Source organism: Rhodococcus sp. MurmanLake-1 (assembly GCF_056945715.1).
Map to the genome: position 1 here is coordinate 539,079 of NZ_JBWZNF010000002.1, position 20,934 is coordinate 560,012.

General features: G+C 62.7%; 19 protein-coding genes. 11 read left to right on the plus strand and 8 right to left on the minus strand.

The window, feature by feature from the left end:
• Positions 1-7 precede the first annotated feature (7 nt).
• Both AC2ETI_RS08920 and AC2ETI_RS08925 read right to left on the minus strand, forming a co-directional pair.
• Entirely contained in the window at positions 8-571 is a 564-nt protein-coding gene (locus tag AC2ETI_RS08920; RefSeq protein ID WP_483633802.1) for a hypothetical protein, read from the minus strand.
• On the minus strand, positions 564-1,220 hold the full coding sequence (locus AC2ETI_RS08925; RefSeq protein ID WP_020970476.1) for a hypothetical protein: 657 nt from the start codon (positions 1,218-1,220) through the stop codon (positions 564-566). Before AC2ETI_RS08925 ends, AC2ETI_RS08920 begins: the two co-directional genes overlap by 8 nt.
• A gap of 256 nt (positions 1,221-1,476) precedes the next feature.
• Between AC2ETI_RS08925 and AC2ETI_RS08930 the strand changes: the two genes are divergently transcribed.
• The 7 genes from AC2ETI_RS08930 to AC2ETI_RS08960 all read left to right on the plus strand — a co-directional run bounded on the left by AC2ETI_RS08930 (position 1,477) and on the right by AC2ETI_RS08960 (position 9,056).
• Positions 1,477-2,043, plus strand: coding sequence for a hypothetical protein (locus AC2ETI_RS08930; protein ID WP_020970475.1), 567 nt, complete (start codon positions 1,477-1,479; stop codon positions 2,041-2,043).
• A 63-nt stretch (positions 2,044-2,106) separates the two neighbouring features.
• Positions 2,107-2,568, plus strand: coding sequence for a hypothetical protein (locus AC2ETI_RS08935; RefSeq protein WP_060938163.1), 462 nt, complete (start codon positions 2,107-2,109; stop codon positions 2,566-2,568).
• 236 nt (positions 2,569-2,804) lie between these two features.
• On the plus strand, positions 2,805-3,728 hold the full coding sequence (locus tag AC2ETI_RS08940; RefSeq protein WP_044479496.1) for a thiamine pyrophosphate-dependent dehydrogenase E1 component subunit alpha: 924 nt from the start codon (positions 2,805-2,807) through the stop codon (positions 3,726-3,728).
• A gap of 10 nt (positions 3,729-3,738) precedes the next feature.
• Positions 3,739-4,788: an alpha-ketoacid dehydrogenase subunit beta gene (locus AC2ETI_RS08945; RefSeq protein ID WP_060938164.1), complete on the plus strand. Its 1,050-nt coding sequence runs from the start codon at positions 3,739-3,741 to the stop codon at positions 4,786-4,788.
• Between the two features lie 2 nt (positions 4,789-4,790).
• Positions 4,791-6,308 (plus strand): 2-oxo acid dehydrogenase subunit E2, encoded by a 1,518-nt coding sequence (locus AC2ETI_RS08950; protein WP_060938165.1) that lies wholly within the window; start codon positions 4,791-4,793, stop codon positions 6,306-6,308.
• Positions 6,309-6,314: 6 nt separating this feature from the next.
• Positions 6,315-7,712, plus strand: coding sequence for a dihydrolipoyl dehydrogenase (gene lpdA, locus AC2ETI_RS08955; protein ID WP_483633803.1), 1,398 nt, complete (start codon positions 6,315-6,317; stop codon positions 7,710-7,712).
• Positions 7,713-7,817: 105 nt separating this feature from the next.
• On the plus strand, positions 7,818-9,056 hold the full coding sequence (locus tag AC2ETI_RS08960) for a helix-turn-helix domain-containing protein (RefSeq protein WP_070385565.1): 1,239 nt from the start codon (positions 7,818-7,820) through the stop codon (positions 9,054-9,056).
• A 10-nt stretch (positions 9,057-9,066) separates the two neighbouring features.
• Here the strand turns inward: AC2ETI_RS08960 and AC2ETI_RS08965 are convergent, their stop codons facing one another.
• Positions 9,067-10,278, minus strand: a complete 1,212-nt coding sequence (locus tag AC2ETI_RS08965) for a low temperature requirement protein A (RefSeq protein ID WP_080909115.1) — start codon at positions 10,276-10,278, stop codon at positions 9,067-9,069.
• A gap of 192 nt (positions 10,279-10,470) precedes the next feature.
• Between AC2ETI_RS08965 and AC2ETI_RS08970 the strand changes: the two genes are divergently transcribed.
• Both AC2ETI_RS08970 and AC2ETI_RS08975 read left to right on the plus strand, forming a co-directional pair.
• Positions 10,471-10,698, plus strand: a complete 228-nt coding sequence (locus AC2ETI_RS08970; protein WP_223257974.1) for a flavin reductase family protein — start codon at positions 10,471-10,473, stop codon at positions 10,696-10,698.
• Positions 10,699-10,719: 21 nt separating this feature from the next.
• On the plus strand, positions 10,720-11,010 hold the full coding sequence (locus AC2ETI_RS08975; protein WP_021332231.1) for a Rossmann-fold NAD(P)-binding domain-containing protein: 291 nt from the start codon (positions 10,720-10,722) through the stop codon (positions 11,008-11,010).
• Between the two features lie 9 nt (positions 11,011-11,019).
• On the opposite strand, the gene AC2ETI_RS08980 is transcribed toward AC2ETI_RS08975, so the two are convergent.
• Positions 11,020-13,437: a lysylphosphatidylglycerol synthase transmembrane domain-containing protein gene (locus tag AC2ETI_RS08980; protein WP_019744892.1), complete on the minus strand. Its 2,418-nt coding sequence runs from the start codon at positions 13,435-13,437 to the stop codon at positions 11,020-11,022.
• A gap of 211 nt (positions 13,438-13,648) precedes the next feature.
• Here AC2ETI_RS08980 and ppk2 point away from each other — a divergent pair, with 211 nt between their 5' ends.
• A complete protein-coding gene (gene ppk2, locus AC2ETI_RS08985; protein WP_047889565.1) occupies positions 13,649-14,614 on the plus strand; it encodes a polyphosphate kinase 2 in 966 nt (321 codons plus the stop codon).
• 13 nt (positions 14,615-14,627) lie between these two features.
• Here ppk2 and mgrA read toward each other — a convergent pair whose 3' ends face one another.
• Positions 14,628-15,659 (minus strand): L-glyceraldehyde 3-phosphate reductase, encoded by a 1,032-nt coding sequence (gene mgrA, locus AC2ETI_RS08990; protein WP_070796082.1) that lies wholly within the window; start codon positions 15,657-15,659, stop codon positions 14,628-14,630.
• A 318-nt stretch (positions 15,660-15,977) separates the two neighbouring features.
• Here mgrA and AC2ETI_RS08995 point away from each other — a divergent pair, with 318 nt between their 5' ends.
• Positions 15,978-18,254: a SulP family inorganic anion transporter gene (locus AC2ETI_RS08995; RefSeq protein ID WP_020908762.1), complete on the plus strand. Its 2,277-nt coding sequence runs from the start codon at positions 15,978-15,980 to the stop codon at positions 18,252-18,254.
• Between the two features lie 5 nt (positions 18,255-18,259).
• Here AC2ETI_RS08995 and AC2ETI_RS09000 read toward each other — a convergent pair whose 3' ends face one another.
• The 3 genes from AC2ETI_RS09000 to AC2ETI_RS09010 are packed head-to-tail and all read right to left on the minus strand — an operon-like array spanning position 18,260 to position 20,920.
• Positions 18,260-19,603 carry a sensor histidine kinase gene (locus tag AC2ETI_RS09000; protein ID WP_020908761.1) on the minus strand — a complete coding sequence of 448 codons (1,344 nt, stop codon included), beginning with the start codon at positions 19,601-19,603 and terminating at the stop codon, positions 18,260-18,262.
• Positions 19,600-20,304, minus strand: coding sequence for a response regulator transcription factor (locus tag AC2ETI_RS09005; protein ID WP_003939853.1), 705 nt, complete (start codon positions 20,302-20,304; stop codon positions 19,600-19,602). The genes AC2ETI_RS09000 and AC2ETI_RS09005 overlap by 4 nt, the downstream gene beginning before the upstream one ends.
• Before the next feature lie 40 nt (positions 20,305-20,344).
• Positions 20,345-20,920, minus strand: coding sequence for a TetR/AcrR family transcriptional regulator (locus AC2ETI_RS09010; protein ID WP_029256004.1), 576 nt, complete (start codon positions 20,918-20,920; stop codon positions 20,345-20,347).
• Between the last annotated feature and the right edge of the window lie 14 nt (positions 20,921-20,934).

Sequence of the window (20,934 nt, forward strand, 5' to 3'; positions counted from 1 at the left end):
TTCGCTTTCATGGGAACGGAACACTCTCAAACCCTTCACCGGTCCACTTGTATGCAATCGACGATTGACAGAACTCCGGAATGCCGGGGTCTTTGCACAGGTCGACCATGACCGACAATCCTCCGGTTGAGCCGACGACGTAGCGTCCTGGGTCTTGCACTCCGAAGACTTTGTGAGCGCCCGATTCGTCGATCTGGTAGACGAATCCGGCGACCATGAAGCTGACCGGTGGGGCCGGTCGTCCCCAGATGCCGACAGACTCGCAGGTGAAGACATTGACGACGGCATCTTGCCAAACGGCGTCCGTCACGTGGGAGTACCGGATTTCGAAGGGGAAGTTCGCATCCCCGCACAGTCGGAGACTGTCCTTGACCGCATCGGACACTTCCGGGTCTGCTCTGAGGAGGGCAACAGGATCGATGCTCAAGCCCTGTGAGAGATCCGAGGGGTCGAGTGATGCTGCGATATTCGGAGTGGGTTCTGATTCAGGCTCGGTGGAACAGGAGGCGAGAGTAAACGCGACCGGCAGGCAAAGACCGGCGAGCATCGCGCGGCGACGGCGATCAATCACGGATGAACTCCGTTCCATCCCAGTGGAACTCGGTTCGCAGCGGCGGACGCGGGCAACATTCGAACTCCGGTGGTCGCGGATCCGTTTCCAGGACAGACAAACTCGCGGCGCGCTGACCGCTGACGATGAATTTTCCGCGCTCTTCGACGGAGAACAGGCGCTCACCCAGTTCGGGATTGTCTTCACTCGAACCGGCCTTGCCGCTACGGTAGACGTAGCCGGCGAGGTTGACCGAAATCGATACTCCGGTCCCGGGTTGGTGGGCAGGTTGGCACGGATACACATTCATGACGACCAGTTCGGTCTCCGGCACGATACGAGGTGCGCCTGGATCGAGAAGGATGGATCCGACAGAGATCGGATACCAGTCCGGGCACGATCGGAGTTCTGTCTTCACGCCCTCCGACACCCCGGGGTCGTCGAGAAGCGCACGGCCCAACCTCGAATTCTCGGCAACCCGTCTGGCCAGGTCGGCGGGCTGTGTGACGGACAATCCGGTGGAAGCGACATCGCCTTCGATCACAACACCCTGAGTGGACCCGCATCCGGTGATCACGGACGCTCCGACGGCCGCTGTCGCGAGTGCCGTACCGAACAGCCTGCGAGTGCGGCCTGTTCGGCCCTCGCAGATCTCATTCCGATACAACACTTTCCCCTCCCCGGCCGGTGCGAACTGTCTCATCGGCATGCGCACTTTTCATAGGATCACACGTGATCTCGATATCGGCGTTTCGCCACCCACCGTTACGTAATCGTATGAATGTCGGGACCGTTGAGAGTTGGTACGCGACCGCCGGAATTCTGTTACGAAACCGATGGAATCAGGCTTTTAGAGTGAGTCACGTCGATGTTCGCCATTTGAGGTGAACGGACCCGAATTTCTGTATCGAGGAGCGTGAGAGCACATGCCTGATGTTTTGCTGACCAACAAGTCTCGGCGCCTGCGAGTGTTCCTTGCCGTACTGACGATCGGAAGCGCGTGCGCCATGACCGCGTGTTCGAGTGAAGACACCACTGCACCTGAAAACGGTTCGACGGCTACGTCAGTGGTCGCGGCGTCCGCGACCACACCCCCGCTGACCACGGTGGCACCTACGTCGGAGACAGTCGAAAATTCGAATTCGGCCGGCAGCGCGGACGAATCCACCCCGGGAGTCCCGGCGGGTGGAGCAGCACCGGCCTGGACGCCGGTCTCGGCCAGCACAGTTGCCCCTGCGGCCCCTGGTCCGGCTACCGGGTCGACCAAGTGCACCGATCAGATCAACTATGCGGGCGATCCTCGTTCGAATGCAGAGATCAACAGCATCGGAGAGCAGATGGGTTCATGCCCGGCCCCGCTCCCATCCGGTGCCGTCGAACCCCCCGAGAAGTGCACTGACCAGATCAACTACGGCGCTGACCCTCGTTCCAACGCCGAGATCAACATCATCGGGGAACAAACCGGGATCTGCCCCGAGCCGATACGCCCCTAGCGAGCTCGAAACCTGAGCAGTAGTCGGGAATTCGACCAAGGGTGGAACCAGGGGGAGATCGGAATGACAAGCAGGGCAGGTGGACGTTCGATCGACGGTGTTGCCGACGATGCGTCCCGAGGGGATCGTGACGCGATTGCGGAACTCCTTCAACGCATCGTGCCTTTGGTGACGCGGCGCTGTCGTGCCGAATTGCGACCGGTCGACGCTGACCGTATTGCCGTCGGAATCTGCCGTTCCGTCCTGGCCGATATCCAGCGACGACGACGCGCCGGAGAAGCGTTCCTCGCGCATCTGTACGACGCGATCAGTCGCGAAATCGATTCGCTACCCGCGTCCAGTCGACTCACTCTGCCGTTCGGTGATCTGTCGGCCGTCGAACGCAATGTCTTGGTAGCTCGCATCGTTGTCGGTTTCGACGTGCGCGAGACGGCGCTGTCACTGAGAACAACAACGAGCGCCGTCGAACTCGTCCAACACCGCGCGCTGTCCAAGATCAGACGCGGCAGCCTCAGCGGCGCCTGAGCCAACGCTCGAAAGTCAACAGCTGCAACCCTTCGCAACTCCCGGCAACCTCACGCAACTCTTTCTCTTCGCCCGTGACCTACACGACACTGCATGGCGACGAGTGATCGAGAACGAGGAGTGTGACGGTGGTTCAACGGACGGCGCAGAAGCCGGCAACGTCAGGATCGAAAAAGACCGGGGCCAAGCCTCATTCAGGGCTGGACCGGGATGCATTGCTGAAGGCGTACGAGAAGATGTCGCGCATCCGCGCGTTCGAGGATCGATTGCACGAAGAGAATGCAACCGGTGACATCCCCGGCTTCATTCACCTCTACTCGGGCCAGGAAGCCATCGCAGTGGGAGTGTGCGAGAACCTGAGCGACGCCGACTACATCGGATCCACTCACCGCGGTCACGGGCACTGCATCGCCAAGGGCTGCGATCTGAACGGCATGATGGCCGAGATCTTCGGCAAGGACGACGGCCTGTGTCGCGGTAAGGGTGGGTCGATGCACATCGCCGACCTGTCCGTGGGAATGCTGGGTGCCAATGCGATTGTCGGCGGAGCCCCGTCGTTGGCGATCGGCGCTGCACTGAGTGGCAAGACACTTCGAAACGGCGTCATCGCAGCGTCGTTCACGGGAGACGGTGGATCCAACCAGGGAACCGTCTTCGAGGCGATGAACATGGCTGTGGTGCTGGATCTTCCGATCGTCTTCGTGATCGAGAACAACGGATTCGGTGAAGCAACAGGAACCGACTACGCGGTGGGCGCACCCGACATCGCCGCCCGCGCTGCATCCTTCGGAATGCCTGCCGTCAAGGTGGACGGCACCGACTTCTTCGCGGTCTACGACGCGATGGCGGAAGCATCCGAGCGAGCCAGGACCGGCGGTGGCCCCACCACGATCGAGGCGGCCGCATTCCGTTGGCACGGCCACTTCGAGGGTGACGCGCAGCTGTACCGCACGGCGGAACAGGTTGCGCAACTACGGGAAACCAAGGATCCGCTCAAGAATTTCCGTAGCAGTGTGGATGCGAAGAAGGTCAGCACCGCTGATCTGGACGCGGTGGACGAGCAGTCGCGAGTACTGGTGGACGAGGCGGTGGCGAAGGCGCGCGCCGCAGCGTACCCACCAGTCGAAAATCTGCTGACCGATGTCTACGTGTCGTACTGAGGAGCCCGAGATGACAAGCGTGGAAGCCGAGAACGTGTCGAAGAAGACCTACCGCGAGGCCGTCAAAGAGGCCATCGCTCAAGAAATGCAACGAGATCCGAGCGTCGTCCTGATCGGTGAGGACGTACGCGGTGGGCATGCCGGTACCAATCCCGATCTGGAGACGAAGAAGATCGAGGCATTCGGCGGTGTCCTGGGTGTCACCAAGGGATTGTGGACGGAGTTCGGATCGGAGCGTGTAATCGATACCCCGATCACCGAATCCGCGATCATCGGAATGGCTGCCGGAGCCGCACTGACCGGACTGAGGCCGGTCGCCGAGCTGATGTTCATGGACTTCTTCGGAGTCTCCTACGACGCGCTCTACAACCAGGCTGCCAAGTTCCGCTACATGTTCGGTGGCAAAGCCAGAACTCCGCTGGTGGTGCGAGGCATGATCGGCGCCGGCTTCTCCGCCGCTGCGCAGCACTCTCAGTCTCCGTACAACGTGTTTGCCGCGGTGCCTGGCCTGAAAGTGGTCGCGCCGTCCAACGCCTACGACGCCAAAGGCCTTCTCATCCAGGCCATCCGGGACGACGATCCTGTTGTGTTCTGCGAGCACAAGGTGCTCTACGACCTCAAGGGCGAGGTGCCGGACGAGCCGTACGCGATTCCGTTCGGCGTCGCCAACTACACCAGGCAGGGCGACGACGTCACGATCATCGCTTTGTCCGCAATGGTGAACCGTGCCAACGACGTAGCGGACAAGCTGGCCGCCGAGGGTATTTCGGTCGAGGTCGTCGATCCTCGTACCGTCTCACCATTGGACGAGGACGGCATCCTCGAATCCGTCGCATCGACCGGGCGCGTCGTGATCGTCGACGAATCCGCCGCCCGCTGCGGTTTCGGGCACGACGTGGCCGCGCTGATCGCCACCAAGGGATTCAACTACCTGAAAGCGCCGATCGAACTGATCACGCCGCCACATACTCCGGTTCCGTTCTCACCGACCCTCGAAACTGCCTGGCTGCCTGACGTTGCGCGCATCGAAGAGTCGGTTCGCAAGCTGGTGAGAGCCTGATCATGGCTGACATCAAAGCTATCGACATCCCCAAATGGGGGCTCTCCATGGAGGAGGGGTTGGTCAACGCGTGGCTCATCGAGGAAGGTGACTCGTTCACCAAGGGCCAGTTGATCTGTGAGATCGAGACCAGCAAGATCACCAACGAACTGGAGGCGCCGTTCGACGGTGTTCTCCGCAAGATCGTCGGCATACCGGGGCAGACTCTGCCCGTCGGTGCCGTGATCGGTGTGTCCGCCGATGCGTCCACGACGGATGCGGAGATCGAGCAGTTCCTCGCCGCTCGCGGCGCAACCGCGCCGGCGGAAGAGCCGGCACCCTCACCAGTTGCCGAACCGGAGGCTCCCGCGACACCTACGGCTACACCCGCTGCGAAGGTGGTTGTTGCAGCGAAACCTGCACCAACCGGTTCCACCGTCGTACCGAGTGTTCTGCAGGGCACGACGCAGAGCGACGTGTTTGCGAGTCCTCGAGCACTCCGACGTGCCGAAGCGCTCGGAATCGATCTCGCCGCCGTAGTGGGTACCGGCCCACTCGGGCGGATCAGTGTCCGAGACATCGACGACGCGATTCGTGACGCCGGTGGCACTGTTGCGACAGTAGCGCCGGCCACGAGATCCGGCCTCCCGCTGCGATCAACCGCCGACGACAGTGCCGTGCCTGCCACCCCGGTCGCACGCAGAACTGCCCGATCGCTGGGCGTAAACCTGCACGATTGTCGTCCGACAGGCTCGCGGGGACGCGTCTGCGTCGCCGACGTGCACGACGCCGCTCGTTCCGCGCAGCTCCTGCCAGAAGCGGCGGCTCAGACGGGAACCATTGCCGTCGAACCCGAGTACGACACAATTCCGTTCACGCCCATGCGATCGGCAATCGCCGGCAGGTTGCAGGCGTCCAAGCAGCAGGCTCCCCATTTCCGGCTCACGGCGGATCTCGAGCTCGATGCGCTCCTCGCTCTGCGCAAGGAGATCAATTCGACTGTCCCGGCTGTCAAGCTGTCGGTCAACGACTTCATCGTGAAGGCCTGCGCGGCTGCGCTGATGAAGGTGCCGGACGTGAACGTCCAGTTCGATGCCGCGAACGAATCGGTTCTTCGATTCGCGTCGGCGGATGTCTCGGTGGCAGTTGCACTTCCGACCGGGCTGATCACGCCCATCGTGCGTAGCGCGAACACCAAGTCGTTGGCGGACATCTCCGGTGAGGTGCTCTCGTTGGCCACCAAGGCGAAGACCGGCAAACTCCGTCCCGAAGAATTCCAAGGCGGAACGTTCACGGTGTCCAACCTCGGCATGTTCGGGATCAAGGCATTCGACGCGATCATCAACCCGCCCCAGGGAGCGATCCTGGCCGTAGGTGCGGGGGAGAAGCGGGCCGTGGTGGTCGGCGACAGTGTTTCCGTCCGGACCGTGATGACCGTGACCCTCTCGTGCGATCACCGGGTGATCGACGGAGCCTTGGGTGCGACCTTCCTTCGGGAGCTCCAGCGCTTTGTCGCTTCTCCCGCGCTGATGTTGGTGTAAGGGGCTGTGGTGGAAAGCAATACGTCGAAGAAGTACGACGTTCTTGTCATCGGTGGTGGCCCCGGTGGTTACGTGGCGGCGATCCGGGCCGCCCAGTTGGGGTTGAACGTTGCGCTGGTAGAACGTGATCGCCTCGGCGGGATCTGCCTCAACTGGGGTTGTATCCCCACCAAAGCGATGCTTCACGGCGCGGACGTCGCGCATACCTTGAGTGAACTCGACAAATACGGATTCAGTTCGGCGTCTGTCCAGTTCGACATCTCGAAGTTGGTGTCGTTCAGCCGAGGGGTTTCGGAGAAATTGTCCGGCGGTGTTGCCTACCTGATGAAGAAGAACGGCGTAGACGTCATCTCAGGCACCGCGAAGTTGGTGGACAAGGGCGTCGTGTCCGTGGAAGGTCAGACGTATCGAGCCGACCACGTGATCATTGCAACCGGCGCCCGGCCGCGTTCGATTCCCGGGGTTGCCCCCGACGGTGATCGGGTGTGGACCTACTTCGAGGCGCTCGTCCCGAAGGAACTACCGAAGTCGCTGCTCGTGATCGGGTCCGGCGCGATCGGAGTCGAATTCGCCAGCCTGTACCGCGATCTCGGCACCGAGGTGACCATCGTCGAGATGGCACCACACATCATGCCGGTCGAGGACGAAGAGATTTCGGCGTTCGTTCGCAAGCAGTTCGAGAAGCGTGGCATCACGATTCACACCGGAGCCTCGGTGTCGGCGGTGACCGTCGGCGCCGACGCCGTCGAAGTGAACGTGCAGACGAGCGACGGTGTCCAGGCGGTGACCGTGGACCGGGTGTTGGTGGCTGCCGGGATCACCGGCAACGTCGAGGATCTGGGGTTGGAGGCTCTGGGCATCGAGATCGAGCGTGGTGCGATCATCACCGACCAGTGGTGCCGTACCAGCGCCTTCGGGATCTACGCGATCGGTGACGTCGCGGGCGCTCCATGTTTGGCGCACAAGGCAAGTCACGAAGCTGTCCTGTGCGTCGAAAAGCTGGCAGGCGTGCCCGATGTTCATCCGCTCGATCGCGACTACGTTCCGGGATGCACGTATGCCCGCCCGCAGGTGGCGAGTCTGGGTCTGACGGAGAAGCAGTGCGCCGGTACTGGTCGCACGCTGCGGGTCGGACACTTCGACCTGCAGGCGAACGGCAAGGCATTGGCGATCGGCGAGGCCGAAGGCTTCGTCAAGACGATCTTCGACGCCGATACCGGGGAACTGCTCGGCGCGCACATGGTCGGTCCGGATGTGACCGAGCAGATTCAGGGTTTCGGTATCGCCCGATCCCTCGAAGCCACCGGCGATGATCTCGCCGAGGTCGTGTTTGCTCATCCGACGCTCTCGGAGGCAATGCACGAGTCTGTGCTCTCGGCGCTGGGGAGACCCCTCAACGCATGAGCACAGTCCGCGTGCGTGAACGCCGTCCTACGTTCACGCACGCGGACAACTCTGCAACCGGGTGCAACGCTCGCTTTCGATGACCCCATCACATAGGACTGGAGTGTGATCGGCGCAACGAATCGACTCGAACCGGCCCTGGGTAGTGGTGAAGACCCGGCGCAGTACGCACGTGTTCTCGAATCCGTGTACGAAGCAACGATGTCCGGGCGCAAACCGCCCGCCCGCCCGCGCTCCGTGATCGCCGATTCGTGGTCGCGTCTGCGCGCCCTCGGTCTCGATCCGGAGCGGTGTTCGATCACGAAGACCACTCGTGCCTCGGAGATCGAAGAGAGTCGGGGCGCGGCCGGAATGACGGAGATCTTCGACGAGGCGGTACGCGGTCTGGCACCGCTCGTCGGCCCGGACGACGCGAATTTGATAGTGGTGGCGGACCGACAGGGTCGCATCCTCTGGCGCCACGGGCCCGGTCGAATGCTGGATCGGGCCGAACGCCTCGGGATGATCGAGGGTGCGTCGTGGACCGAGGAAGCTGTCGGTACCAACGGGATCGGTACTTCGTTGGCATCAGGTTCGGCAGTGCAGGTGTTCTCAGCCGAGCACTACTCGCGCTCGCAGCATCCGTGGACTTGCTCCGGGGCGACGGTTCGGGATCCGCGTAGTCGCCGGGCTCTCGCCGTCGTCAACGTCGCCGGCGCCGCAGGCACTGTCCACCCGTCGACTCTCGCTTTGGTGGACAGTGTGGCCAGGCTGGCGGAATCCGCACTGCGGGAGAAGCATCGAATCGGATTGGATCGGCTTCGGATGATCTCGGCGTCGACGCTGGCTCGCGCGAGTCAGCCGACAATGGTTGTGGACCGTAGTGGCTGGGTTGCTGCGGTGGACTCGATGGCGCCGATCTACCGAATTGCACTACCGAAAGCGATGAGCAGCGGCGAGCATTGGCTCCCGTCACTCGGATTGTGCATGTGCGAGCCACTTCCGGGCGGCTGGCTCATCCGCCCTCAGGCGAACCCGGCGTCTGGAAATGCTTGTGCCGAAGTCGAATTGGACCTGCGGGATTCGAATGCGATGGAACTGCGGTACTCCTCGGCCTTGGGAGGTTGGAGTATCGACCTCAGCCCGCGCCATTCGCAGATCCTCTTGGCTCTGACACAGGCGCCCGAGGGCCTCACGGCCTCGCAGCTCGCCTCAGAGTTGTTCGGCGATCCGCGTAAGACGGTGACCGTCCGGGCCGAGATGTCGAGGTTGCGTAAGCGATTGGCTGGAATCGTGCTGGCTCAGCCCTATCGCTTCGACCCGGCGGTGAGGGTAAAAACCGTCCCTGCTGTGCGCCTTTATTAACCGCGGGGGGTTAATAAAGGCGCACAGCAGAGCGGCGCGAACGCCGCACCTGCGCATACTCGTAGCCGTTCTGCCAGGTCACGGTGGCCACCAGCACCCAGATGATCCACGTGGCGCTCATGTGCGTGCCGACAATGCCCATGACGATGGGGATGGCGGTGCAGGGGAGCGCCCAGCCGAGCAGCCACCGTCGGTCCGATCGCGCAAACAGCCCCGCCACGGTGCTGATTCCGAAATAGACTGCGATGCTTCCGCACAACAACCACCGCAGGTTCGCGGGTGTGTGTTCCGCGCCGTGTTCGGTTGCCGCTCCGAGTCCTGCGACCAGAACCGCGATAGCTCCGGTGGTGAAACAGTGCAGTGCCATGTCGATGCGAGCGGGAAACTTCTCGGGCTGCAGGTGCGGAACACCGGCGTGGCCGTAGAGAAGCGAGAGTGCCCACATGCCCGAGAGCAGGACAAACGATCCGACTGCGAGGCTGACGACCGTGGAGTCCCAGGTGAGCTTCGAGGCCGCAGAGATCACGAGGATCACACCCTCACCCAGCACGATGATGACGTACAGGCCCAGCCGCTCGGCAAGATGAGCCCGATCGGAGTGCAGGGCTTCGAGTTCGGGCATCCGGTCGTCCTTGAACCCGCGAACCTTGATGATGCGGTCGAGCTTTTCCTGCGCGTCTTCCATGATCGCGCTGCCGGAGACGACGAACATGATCAGCAGATCGATGGTCACACCGGCAGTCCAGAGCCAGAACCGAGTTTCACCCTCGAACCAGAACGAGACGATCCACGGGATCACACCGAGAGACATCTGGGCGATCGGCCAGTCCACTACGATCTGGCCGTTGTGCCACACCCGACTCGCCAGCAGGCGTACGGCCACGTAGGCGACAGCGAAGGCCAGCGCATGGTTGTCGTGGATGCCGGCCACGGCCGCCATCATGACTGCCAGTCCGAACATGGCGATCAGCATGCTCGGGATTCGGACGCGGTCGCCGGCAACGTTGCCGTACATCGTGAACGTCGCCCATGCGGTCCAGAACGCGAGATAGAGCAAGGCGTAGAGCGCGACATCCGACCACGACGGCGAACCGTGGAGCAGGTGAGCCAGCTGACCGATACCGGCTACCACGACCAGGTCGAAGAACAATTCGATCCATGACGCGTGTCGCTCGAGCACCGCCTTCTGCTTCGAGTCTGGTTCATTTCCGAGTTCCGACATAGAGCTCAGTATCGGTTATCGGCATCAACAGTGCTGGTAGGCAGCGAAGTTGTCCGTTTTTTTGAAGTAGTGCTGATGCTGTCCGCGCTCACGCGCGCGCCGTCCGGGAGGGGCATGCGAAGGCGCAACTCGACGCCGTCGACCACATGACGAAGAAGTACGCACAAGAGTTGCCAGACAAGGGCTGACGTCGTGAACGATCCACAGGGCAACAGGGCGTTGTGTTTTCGAGAAGCCATGGCGCACGTGTGCTCACCGAGACTGCCGGACGCTCCCATCTGGATCGTGTGCACCGTGGACGCCGTCGTGGACGGTGGTGATCACAAGATCGTGACAGGATCGGTGGACGACGCCTGGCACTGCGAGGCGAATCCACTGACCTATCACCGGCGTGTATTCGGTACGCACTCACCGTCGTGAGTGATCCAGGAAAGGAAAGCCATGTATGTACTGGTGGACAACGGCCGCGTCAGCGTCCGCGATGTGGACAACCTGAAGGCCTTTCACGTCGAGGTGACCGGCGACATCGCCGATTCCGAACTGGACGAGCTCTTGCGCCTTCGGAATTACGGATACGTCAGCGGTGGTAGTGCATTCATCTCGGTAGCCCGTGTTCGCGAGAGCGCCACTGACGTCGACGGAGTGGCGGCGATGGTCGACTACGCCCAGAGCAAGGGCTGGGTCGACGACGACGGTGAAGCGTTGCAGGCCCACATCGTTCGCCGGCAGTAGCGGGAACGCTCAGACCATGTCGTTCTTCTGCAGCCATCGCAGGGTCGGCCAGCCGCAGAACACCGGGAGCCAGCAGGTCAGGACTCGGTAGAGCAGAACCGACGGCACAGCGATGCTTGCCGGCAATCCGAACGCGGACAGGCCACCGATGAGGGCGGCCTCGACGGCTCCGACGCCACCCGGTGTCGGAGCTGCCGAGGCGAGGGTTCCACCGATCATCGTCACGATGGTGACGGTGATGAACGTCGTTCCGCCGCCGAATGCCTCGACGCTTGCCCACAGAGCCAGGGCGGCACCGAGAGTTGTTGCAGCGCTGCCGCCCACGATGATGAGGAATCGGGTCGGGTTTCGTGCAAGTTGGCTCAGTTCACCCAACACCTCGGTGATCTGAGGACGCAGATCGTCGCGCAGCCACCCACGAAGTTTCGGAATGAACATGAATGCACCGAGAACTCCGAGCGCGACGCCACCCGCCAGATACAGAACAGTGGATCCCGGGATGAAGTGCGAGAGGTTCGTATCGCGTCCGGCGACGATCGAGAAGAAGATCAGCAAGCCGACGTGGGTGACCACCTGAACCGTCTGTTGAAGCGCGACTGCGGCCGTTGCACGGACGGTACCGAGCCCGCCCTTCTGCAGGAACCGCACACTCAGGGCGAGCCCGCCGACTCCGGCCGGAGTAGTCGTCGCGGCAAAGGTGTTGGCCACCTGCATGATCAGGAGGTTGCGGTAACTGACCATCGACGACGCACAGGCCCACAGGGCCGCTGCCGCGCCGACGTACGTCAGTGCGGAGACGCCGAGGCCGAGCAGTGCCCACCACCAGTTGGCTGTCTTCAACTCCGTGATGAATGCGGGTACCTGGCTGATGAATGGATAGGCGACGTAGACCAATCCGATGAGCAGAACGAGCTGGATCAGTTGATTGCGACTGAATCGGGTGACCTGTGCGGGAGCGACCTTTTCGATCCCGTTCTTCGCGCCGACCTCGTCTCGGATCTCGGTCATCAATTTTGCGGAATCCTCGGCGGTCCGCCGAATTCGGTTGGGCAACGCCGAGGTGGTCAATCGGCCGGAGGCAGCGAGAATCGTGTCTGCGCCTTGCGCACGAATCGCGGCGTCCACCGCTGCGTCGACGCCGAACAGTGATGCGGTGGCAAAAAGAAGTTGGGCGTTGTCGGACTGCATCTGAACTTCGGTGGCGCCGAATTCGGAGTACGCGTAGCCGCCGAAGAGGATCGTTCCGCCCTCGACGCGAATCTCGGAAGCGCGCAGGTCACCGTGCGCCATCTGATGTACGTGAATGGTGTGCAGTGTTTGCCACAACGCGTCGATCAGTTTGGAGGATTCTTCCTCGTCCGCCTGGTTTTCGACGGCGACGGCAAGTGGGATACCGCGGGGGCTCGGGCGGGCGTACATCTCCCATCCGCGATCGAGCACCGAGATGGCGACGGCTTTGGAACTGGCCAGACCGATGTCGGCGAACGCGATACCCATCAGCGCGCGATGTTCGACGGCGCGCCGAAGCGATCCGTAAGGGGGAGGAGTTTCACGGTTCCGGAACGAGATCCAGCGGAACGTCTGTCGAATTGCTCCGCTGCTTCGCTGGTTCTGTCCGTACAACTCGACAATGAGTTCGTCGAACGGTTCGTCGTCCGGAGCCTTGTCGATGTCGGCGGACATGACCAGCGGGCCGATTCCCGAGGGACTCACGACGCGGAAAGCGGTGACGCGGTAACCACGCCGCGCGAGCACGCGTACTGCAGAGTCCAACGGCACTTCGAGGGCAGGTGTGCCGACGGCAAGAACGATCACCGCGCCGATCAGATAGCCGACGGCGAGACCCAGCATCGATCGGGCGGGAACGATCGAGCTGACGATCAGGTGAATGGGCGCAAACAGCAGAAGCAGCGTCCACCAGGCTCGTCGCCACTTTTTCGGTAGCCACGGACCCGAGACGGTGAGCACCGCCGCGAGCATCGCAATCCACCGCGGATCGTCGAGAAATTGGGACAGGAACGTGGCGTCGAGTCGGTCGGGGACGTCGAGGTGCCACTTGGGTGCGGCGAGTCCTGTGCCGGTGAACGACAGCGCGAGTCCGGCGCACAGGCCGGCAGCGGCGTATCCGGCCAGCAACTTCCATCGGCGCCCCACGATGAGCCCGATCAGAATGGCAAACGGTAGCGCCAGGATTGCGATGCCGTAGAGGAGGTACACAGTGTCGGACAGGCTCGGCGACAGCACTCCGACGATGTTGGACACCGACGTTTCGAGGGCGTCCCACTGACTTCGGGTGATCAGAGAACCCGCGATGACGCCGCCGAGCAGCACGGCAGCGATCGCGACCCGCATGATGTCGCTCGTACGGCGGTGCAGTGGTGGCAGGAGGCTCCCCGTTACCGGGATCTCCCGTCCGTCTACTCGCATCTCGCCAGAACTCTCTTCTCTCGGGGGTTACCGACCGTCTCAGTTACCTCGATCAAGGTACCGCGTGGGGGTTCGGCGCCTGGGAAGCCGGACCTGTCGTTACCTCCTCGATGCCAAGCAACATTCGCTTCGGTCCCGCGGCGGAGTGCTGTGGCGCGTAAAATTCACTTTCCGGACGTTCGTTCATTTCGACGACAGGGAGTGCGTATTCATGAGCCCCGACGCCAGCGGTGTGGACGGTCGGGTTCCTGACCTGCCGACCCCGTCGACCAGAATTTCCGTCACTGAGGACTATGCGGCCGAGATCGACGAGCTCTCGAGTCTCAAGCACAAGCTCGGCGGACTCGAGCCCTCAGAGTTCGCGGATGCCTGGAAGCAGGGCTACCCGTACGAGAAGAAGATGTCGCGCCGCGAGTACGAGCGGAAGAAGCGGCGTCTGCAGATCGAGTTGCTCAAGCTGCAGCTGTGGGTCAAGGAAACCGGGCAGAAAGTGCTCATCATCTTCGAAGGTCGCGATGCTGCCGGTAAGGGTGGGTCGATCAAGAGGTTCACCGAGCATCTCAATCCTCGTGGTGCCCGGGTCGTCGCGCTCGAGAAGCCCACAGACATCGAGCGAACGCAGTGGTATTTCCAGCGGTATGTCGCACACCTACCCAGCGGCGGCGAGATCGTGATGATGGACCGGTCCTGGTACAACCGCGCCGGTGTCGAACGAGTGATGGGTTACTGCACGCCGACTCAGTACCTCGAGTTCATGAGAGAGACCCCGGACTTCGAGCGGATGCTCGTCAACTCCGGGATCCATCTGCACAAGCTGTGGTTCTCGGTCAGCCGGGAAGAGCAGTTGGCGCGATTCGCAGCCCGTCGAACAGACCCGGTGCGTCAGTGGAAGCTCTCACCGACTGATCTGGCTTCGCTCGACAAGTGGGACGACTACACGCAGGCCAAGGAAGCGATGTTCTTCTACACCGATACCGGGGATGCGCCCTGGACGGTGATCAAGAGCAACGACAAGAAGCGCGCCCGCCTCGAAGCGATGCGTCACGTGCTCGCCAGCTTCGACTATCCCAACAAGGATCACCGGGCAGTCGGTACTCCGGATCCCTTGATCGTCGGGCCTGCTTCGGCCGTATTCGAAGAGGGCGAGCACGTGAACGTGGAGTTGCCTCAGCTCTAGCGCAGATGATCGCTCAGATCGAACTGGCCTCTGCCCACAGATTGATGCCGCTGTCCTTTGCGTGCTGATCTATGGAGGCCAGTTCGGCTGCGCTGAATTCGAGATTGTCGAGCGCGCCGACGTTGGCTTCGAGTTGGGCGACGCTGGATGCACCGATCAATACCGAGGTGACCCGCGAATCGCGGAGTGCCCAACTCAGTGCCAGCTGAGCCAGCGACTGGCCGCGGTCTGCCGCGATGTCGTTGAGCGCGCGGATGTGGGTGAGAGCGTCGTCGGTCAACCACGACGGATCGAGTGACTTACCTTGGGCGGCGCGAGAATTCTCGGGGACGCCGTTCAGATACCGGTCGGTGAGCATGCCTTGCGCGAGCGGTGAGAACGCGATGACGCCCACGCCGAGATCGTCGACAGCCGAAAGCAGGTCCTGCTCGATCCACCGATTCAGCATCGAATAGCTCGGCTGGTGGATCAACAAGGGGACCCCCGCAGCGGCGAGCAGTGCGGCGATTTCACGGGTGCGCTCCGGCGAATACGAACTGATACCCGCGTACAGCGCCTTGCCCTGCTGGACGGCACTGATCAGCGCGCCCGCGGTCTCGTCGATCGGAGTTTCGGCGTCGGGGCGATGGCTGTAGAAGATGTCGACGTAATCGACTCCGAGTCGGCCGAGTGACTGGTCGAGGGATGACAGCAAGTACTTGCGGGAACCGCCGAACCCGTAAGGGCCGGGCCACATGTCCCACCCGGCCTTCGACGAGATGACCAATTCCTCGCGGTACGAAGAGAAATCCTCACGCAGGATCCTGCCGAAGTTCGTCTCGGCGCTTCCGTACGGCGGCCCGTAGTTGTTGGCCAGATCGAAGTGCGTGATTCCGAGATCGAATGCCCGCCGCAGGACTGCGCGCTGGTTCTCGATCGGTACGTCGTCGCCGAAGTTGTGCCAGAGCCCGAGCGAGATCGCCGGGAGTTTGAGACCGCTCCGACCGGTTCGGCGGTAGGGCATGGCTTCGTAGCGGTCCTGCGCGGCGACGTACTGATCGGACATGGTGCCTGCCTTCACATCGTTGTGGTTGAGCATTTACTCCCGACCATTATCGCCGACGGCATTCAGGTGTGCTGAACACTCGGGCGGCCCGTACGAAAATGCTTGCGGGTTAAAGCAATTCGATCGCTCTTCTGGACCGACGTTCAGGTTCGAGTCACAGTGCCGGGCGGCGGTGACGTCGACCACGTCTGGGTTCGCATCTAAGGGAACAGTAAGGAATCGCGGTTACCATGGTCACAGTCGATCGGCGATACCGATCGCCGATTCGCTTCGAACATGTTGCCCAGCAGCCGGATCCGGGGTCCGGCGAGGAGATCTATGTCGACGCAGTCCGTAGTGCACGCACAATCATCCGCAGACGAAGCCGTCGTGGGGGATTCGTCTCCGCCGGGTGGTGGAAGCCGGCGTTATCTCGAGCAACTGATCAGATACGACGTGCCGGCGTCGCTGGTCGTCTTCCTGGTGGCGCTTCCCCTGTCCTTGGGAATTGCTATCGCCTCCGGGGCACCGATCATGGCAGGTCTGATCGCCGCCATCGTCGGCGGAGTAGTGGCCGGAGCGGTGGGAGGTTCACCGCTGCAAGTCAGTGGTCCCGCAGCCGGCCTGACCGTGGTGGTCGCCGAACTGATCGGCAAGTTCGGGTGGAAAGTCACCTGCCTGATCACCGTCGGCGCCGGAATTCTGCAGATCGTGTTCGGGCTCAGCCGAATTGCCCGTGCGGCACTGGCTATTGCGCCGGTGGTGGTGCATGCGATGCTCGCCGGTATCGGCATCACCATTGCGCTACAACAGGTTCACGTGTTGTTGGGCGGAAGCTCGGCCAGTTCGGCGCTGGACAATCTACGGCAGTTGCCCGCACAGATCGGTGCCCTGCACGTCGAGGACTTGATGATCGGACTCGTTGTCATCGCCACTCTTCTCGGGTGGCGCTATCTCCCCGCGGGCGTCCGGAAGGTGCCGGCGGCATTGGTCGGCATCGTATTGGCAACTCTCGCTTCGCTCCTGCTGCCGATCGACGTCGAACGTATTGCTCTCGACGGGTCCCTGCTGGACTCGATCGGACTTCCCGCTCTGCCCGACGGCCAGTGGCTCGGAGTCGCAACCGGCATCCTGACCATCGCACTGATCGCCAGCGTGGAGAGTCTGCTCTCGGCCGTGGCTGTGGACAAGATGCACTCGGGCCCGCGCTCGAACTTCGATCGCGAGATGCTCGGCCAAGGTACTGCGAACATGGTGTCCGGGGCGATCGGCGGCCTGCCCGTCACGGGTGTGATCGTACGCAGCGCCACCAATGTCGAAGCCGGGGCGAAATCCCGTGCGTCGTCGATCATGCACGGCCTGTGGATCCTGCTGTTCTCGGCCGCGCTGGCCGGGTTGGTGCAGCAGATTCCGAAGTCTGCGCTTGCCGGACTGTTGATCGTCATCGGCATTCAACTGGTCAAGCTGGCGCACATTCGGTTGGCGCGACGCACCGGTGATCTGTGGGTGTACGGCATCACAGTGGTCGGCGTCGTGTTCTTGAACCTGCTCGAGGGCGTGCTGATCGGATTGGCGTTGGCGATCGCTCTCCTGGTGTGGCGGGTCATCCGCGCGTCGGTCACGGCAGAAGAGTTGGGTGACAAGGATTCCGGGAAGTGGCGGGTGCTGGTCGAAGGGTCGTGCACCTTCCTGGTGCTGCCCAAGCTCACCTCGGTACTCGCCGGCATCCCGCCGCGGTCCGACGTCACCGTCGAGTTGTCCGTCGACTTCCTCGACCATGCCGTCTTCGACGTCATCGAAGAGTGGGCGAGGCAGTACGAGTTGGCAGGTGGTTCGGTGATCATCGACGAAGTCGGCTCGGTGAGTATGGAGAGCGCGACCACCGGTCCGCCGAAGCGCGGCGCCGCAGTCACCGACCTGCGCGGATTGCTCGCTCCGTGGGGTAGTTGGCAACCACAGGCTTCGGGAAGGAATCTGAGCAGCCCGCCAGCCTTGCGACCCATTCTCGACGGGGTGTCCAACTATCATCGCCATCGCGCCGAAGCGATACGGCCGCACATGGATCAGTTGCGCGACGGCCAGAATCCCGACTCTCTTTTCCTCACCTGCGCAGATTCGCGAGTGGTGCCGAACATCATCACGAGCAGTGGCCCAGGTGACCTGTTCACTGTGCGCAACGTCGGAAACTTGGTTCCTGCCGGCGGCCGCGATACGTCGGTGGAAGCGGCACTGGCCTTCGGGATCGACGAGTTGGGTGTCAGTTCGGTGATCGTGTGCGGACACTCGGGTTGCGGCGCGATGCAGGCACTCCTGACGAACAGTTCGTCGGAAGCGGGAGTTGTCGGTGAGTGGTTGAGGCATGCGGAGACGAGCTTGCAGGCATATACGAGTGGCCATCCGGTGGCGCGTGCTGCGGCCGAGGCGGGTTTCTCGGAGGTCGATCAGCTCGGAATGGTCAATGTTGCAGTCCAATTGCAGACTCTCGAACGCCATCCTCTGGTCGGTCAGGCCCGTGTGGATGGTCGCCTACGTATCGCCGGACTGTTCTTCGACATCGGCTCGGCTCGGGTCATCGAAGTGACAGCGTCAGGGATCGGCGAGTTGATCGAGACCTGAAGGGGCTATTCGGGTCCGGGCTGATCCCTGAGTTCGACCAGCAGGCGAGCCCCGCCGAGCGGACTGTCGTGAAATGTCGTACGCCCGCCGTGCAGGGCCGCCTGCTGCGCCACCAGTGCCAGGCCCAAACCGGAACCCGTCTTGCCTGCCGTCGATCCGCGAGTGAAGCGTTCGAAGACGCTCGAGCGTTCCTCGGCCGGTATTCCGCAACCGTTGTCGTCGATCGTGATCGTGACGGTGTCCGGTGAATCGACCGGGCGCGCGAGGGTGATGCGCACCGTGCTCGCGCCGCCGTGGCGGACTGCATTGGTGATCGCGTTGTCGAGGATCAACCGGATTCCGCCGGGAAGGGCCCGGATGCAATAGGGGAGTGGGGAATCCACCGTGACGACACTGACATCGACGCTCGGGTGGTGGCGTCGTGCATCGTCGGCAGCGATGTCGCATACCTCGGTCAAATCGGTGTCCTTGAAGTCCTCAGCCGTCGACAACTCGCCCTTCGCCAGTCGCTCCAGGTCCCGGAGAGTCGATTCGACGCGGCCCTGTGCGCGGGCCAGATCTGTGAGGATCTCACGTCGCTGCTCGTGGTCGAGATCGTGAATGGACAACACTTCGATGTCGGTTCGCATCGCCGTCAACGGAGTTCGGAGTTCGTGAGCCGACGCGGAAGCAAAGTCCCGAGCGGCAGCAAGGGCCGAGTTGGTCGCGGCCTGTGCCCGGGCGACGTCGCTGAGCATCGATTCTGCTGCTGCGGCAAGCTCGTCCGCTTCACGGATGCCGGAAACCTCGGTGGCGAGATCGGGATCTCGCCTGGCGATCCGGCGGGTCAATTCCACGAGTGGGCGCACCGCCGGGCCACCGAACAACCATCCCAACGCGGCTGCGGCCGCTACGGCTCCGACGCCGAAGAACGCAACCTGACGCTGTTGGTCGACCGTGATGTCCCGCGCCTCGGCATAGGGAACCGCCAGCGAGACCAGGGCATTGATCCCGTCGGCCTCGGCGGTGTAAGCCCGGTACTTCGTACCGTCCACGTCGACGGTCGCCGAGCCCACCGGTAATTCGGGCAGTCGCGTCGGGGTACTGGATTTGACGGTTCCGTCGGTGTCGGAGCGGATGGTCACGGAGAACGCTCCGCCGTCTCCGAACGCGCCGAGAAAAGGTCCCGCTGTAGCCGCATTGGCCACGATGACCGTCGATGCCGTCTCCAATCGACGGTCCAACTGCGCCAGATTGTTTCGTGCGATAGCCAATGCAACGACCACACCGAGTGCGATGACGATGAACGTCGCCCCCAGTGCCGCGGCCGCGGCAACGCGAGTTCGTAGTGAGAAGCGGCGACGCTTCACGGGTTCTCCCGAAGCACGAACCCGACGCCGCGAACGGTATGCAGCAGACGAGGTGAACCGCCGGATTCGAACTTTCGACGCAGGTAGCCGATGAAGACGTCCACGACGTTGGTGTCGGCGACGAAGTCGTAGCCCCACACGAGTTCGAGGAGACGTTCGCGAGTAAGCACGATGCCGGAATTGTGAGCGAGCACTTCGAGTAGCTCGAATTCGCGTTTGGTGAGCGGTACTTCCTTGCCGTCGACGCGAACCCGGCGACCGGAGAGGTCGATGTCGAGGTTGCCGACCCGCAGGGTGTTCGTTCCCTCGGAGTGATCGCCGGCCGGAGTGTTGCTGCGTCGGAGCATTGCGCGGATCCTGGCAACCAGTTCGGCGAGGACAAACGGTTTGACCATGTAGTCGTCTGCGCCGGATTCGAGCCCGGCGATGCGATCGTCGACCGAGTTGCGTGCGCTGAGCACGCAGATCGGGATTTCGTTGCCGGCGGCACGAAGCGCCGTCACCACGCCGGTGCCGTCGAGCACCGGCATGTTGATGTCGAGGACTACCGCGTCCGGTCGCTTGTCGGAGATCACTCGGAGCGCGTCGGCGCCGTCCACTGCCGTCAGTACGGTGAATCCCGAGAGCCGCAATCCGCGTTCGAGTGAGGTCAGGACGTCTGCGTCGTCGTCGACTACGAGGATTTTCGGTATCTCGGTCACAGCCCCATTGTGCCTTGCCTGGTACGTCGGGTTTCGCCGATCAGACCGGCAAGTCGGTACCGTCCGGACGCAGACCGGCCATGAACACCGCGACCAACCGCGGGACCAGGTTCGGCATGGCCTCGTCGGACAATTCGATTTGCGGGCGCGTCAATTTGGCCAGAGCCATGACGAATTCGAGCGGTTGCAGATCGGCGCGAACCAGTCCGGCGCTCTGAGCGGCGCCGATCGTCGCGGTCATCTTCGTTTTCGTCACCTCACGCACCGCCAGAACTTCGGGCGCCAGCTCAGTGAAACTGCGTTCCACCAGTGCGGGAATGAGCGCACCCAGGCGCAGTTCCACGAGGCGGTCCACCAGCGTGTGCCACGCGTTTGTCGGATCGGTGGACATTGCCGTGAGTGCGATGTCGGCAGCCTCGCGGACATCGGTCAGTGTTGCGACGGCGACGGCGGTCACGAGGTCCTCGCGCGTCGGAAAGTTTCGATACAGCGTGGCGATGCCCACTTTCGCGAGTTCTGCGACTGCGTCGAGGGGCGCGTCGTGCCCGCGCTCGGTGAACACCGCTCGTGCGGCGTCGACTATTGCGTTTCTGCGTTCACGTGCATCGGCTCGCACATTCACCTCCGGTA

Excerpts from the sequence above, each read along its gene's own strand:
- AC2ETI_RS08965 (WP_080909115.1), bottom strand. The coding sequence starts at position 10,278 with ATGTCGGAACTCGGAAATGAACCAGACTCGAAGCAGAAGGCGGTGCTC.
- mgrA (WP_070796082.1), bottom strand. The coding sequence starts at position 15,659 with ATGTCCGATCAGTACGTCGCCGCGCAGGACCGCTACGAAGCCATGCCC.
- AC2ETI_RS08930 (WP_020970475.1), top strand. The coding sequence starts at position 1,477 with ATGCCTGATGTTTTGCTGACCAACAAGTCTCGGCGCCTGCGAGTGTTC.
- AC2ETI_RS08995 (WP_020908762.1), top strand. The coding sequence starts at position 15,978 with ATGTCGACGCAGTCCGTAGTGCACGCACAATCATCCGCAGACGAAGCC.
- ppk2 (WP_047889565.1), top strand. The coding sequence starts at position 13,649 with ATGAGCCCCGACGCCAGCGGTGTGGACGGTCGGGTTCCTGACCTGCCG.
- AC2ETI_RS08945 (WP_060938164.1), top strand. The coding sequence starts at position 3,739 with ATGACAAGCGTGGAAGCCGAGAACGTGTCGAAGAAGACCTACCGCGAG.
- AC2ETI_RS08940 (WP_044479496.1), top strand. The coding sequence starts at position 2,805 with ATGTCGCGCATCCGCGCGTTCGAGGATCGATTGCACGAAGAGAATGCA.
- AC2ETI_RS08935 (WP_060938163.1), top strand. The coding sequence starts at position 2,107 with ATGACAAGCAGGGCAGGTGGACGTTCGATCGACGGTGTTGCCGACGAT.
- AC2ETI_RS08950 (WP_060938165.1), top strand. The coding sequence starts at position 4,791 with ATGGCTGACATCAAAGCTATCGACATCCCCAAATGGGGGCTCTCCATG.
- AC2ETI_RS08975 (WP_021332231.1), top strand. The coding sequence starts at position 10,720 with ATGTATGTACTGGTGGACAACGGCCGCGTCAGCGTCCGCGATGTGGAC.
- AC2ETI_RS08980 (WP_019744892.1), bottom strand. The coding sequence starts at position 13,437 with ATGCGAGTAGACGGACGGGAGATCCCGGTAACGGGGAGCCTCCTGCCA.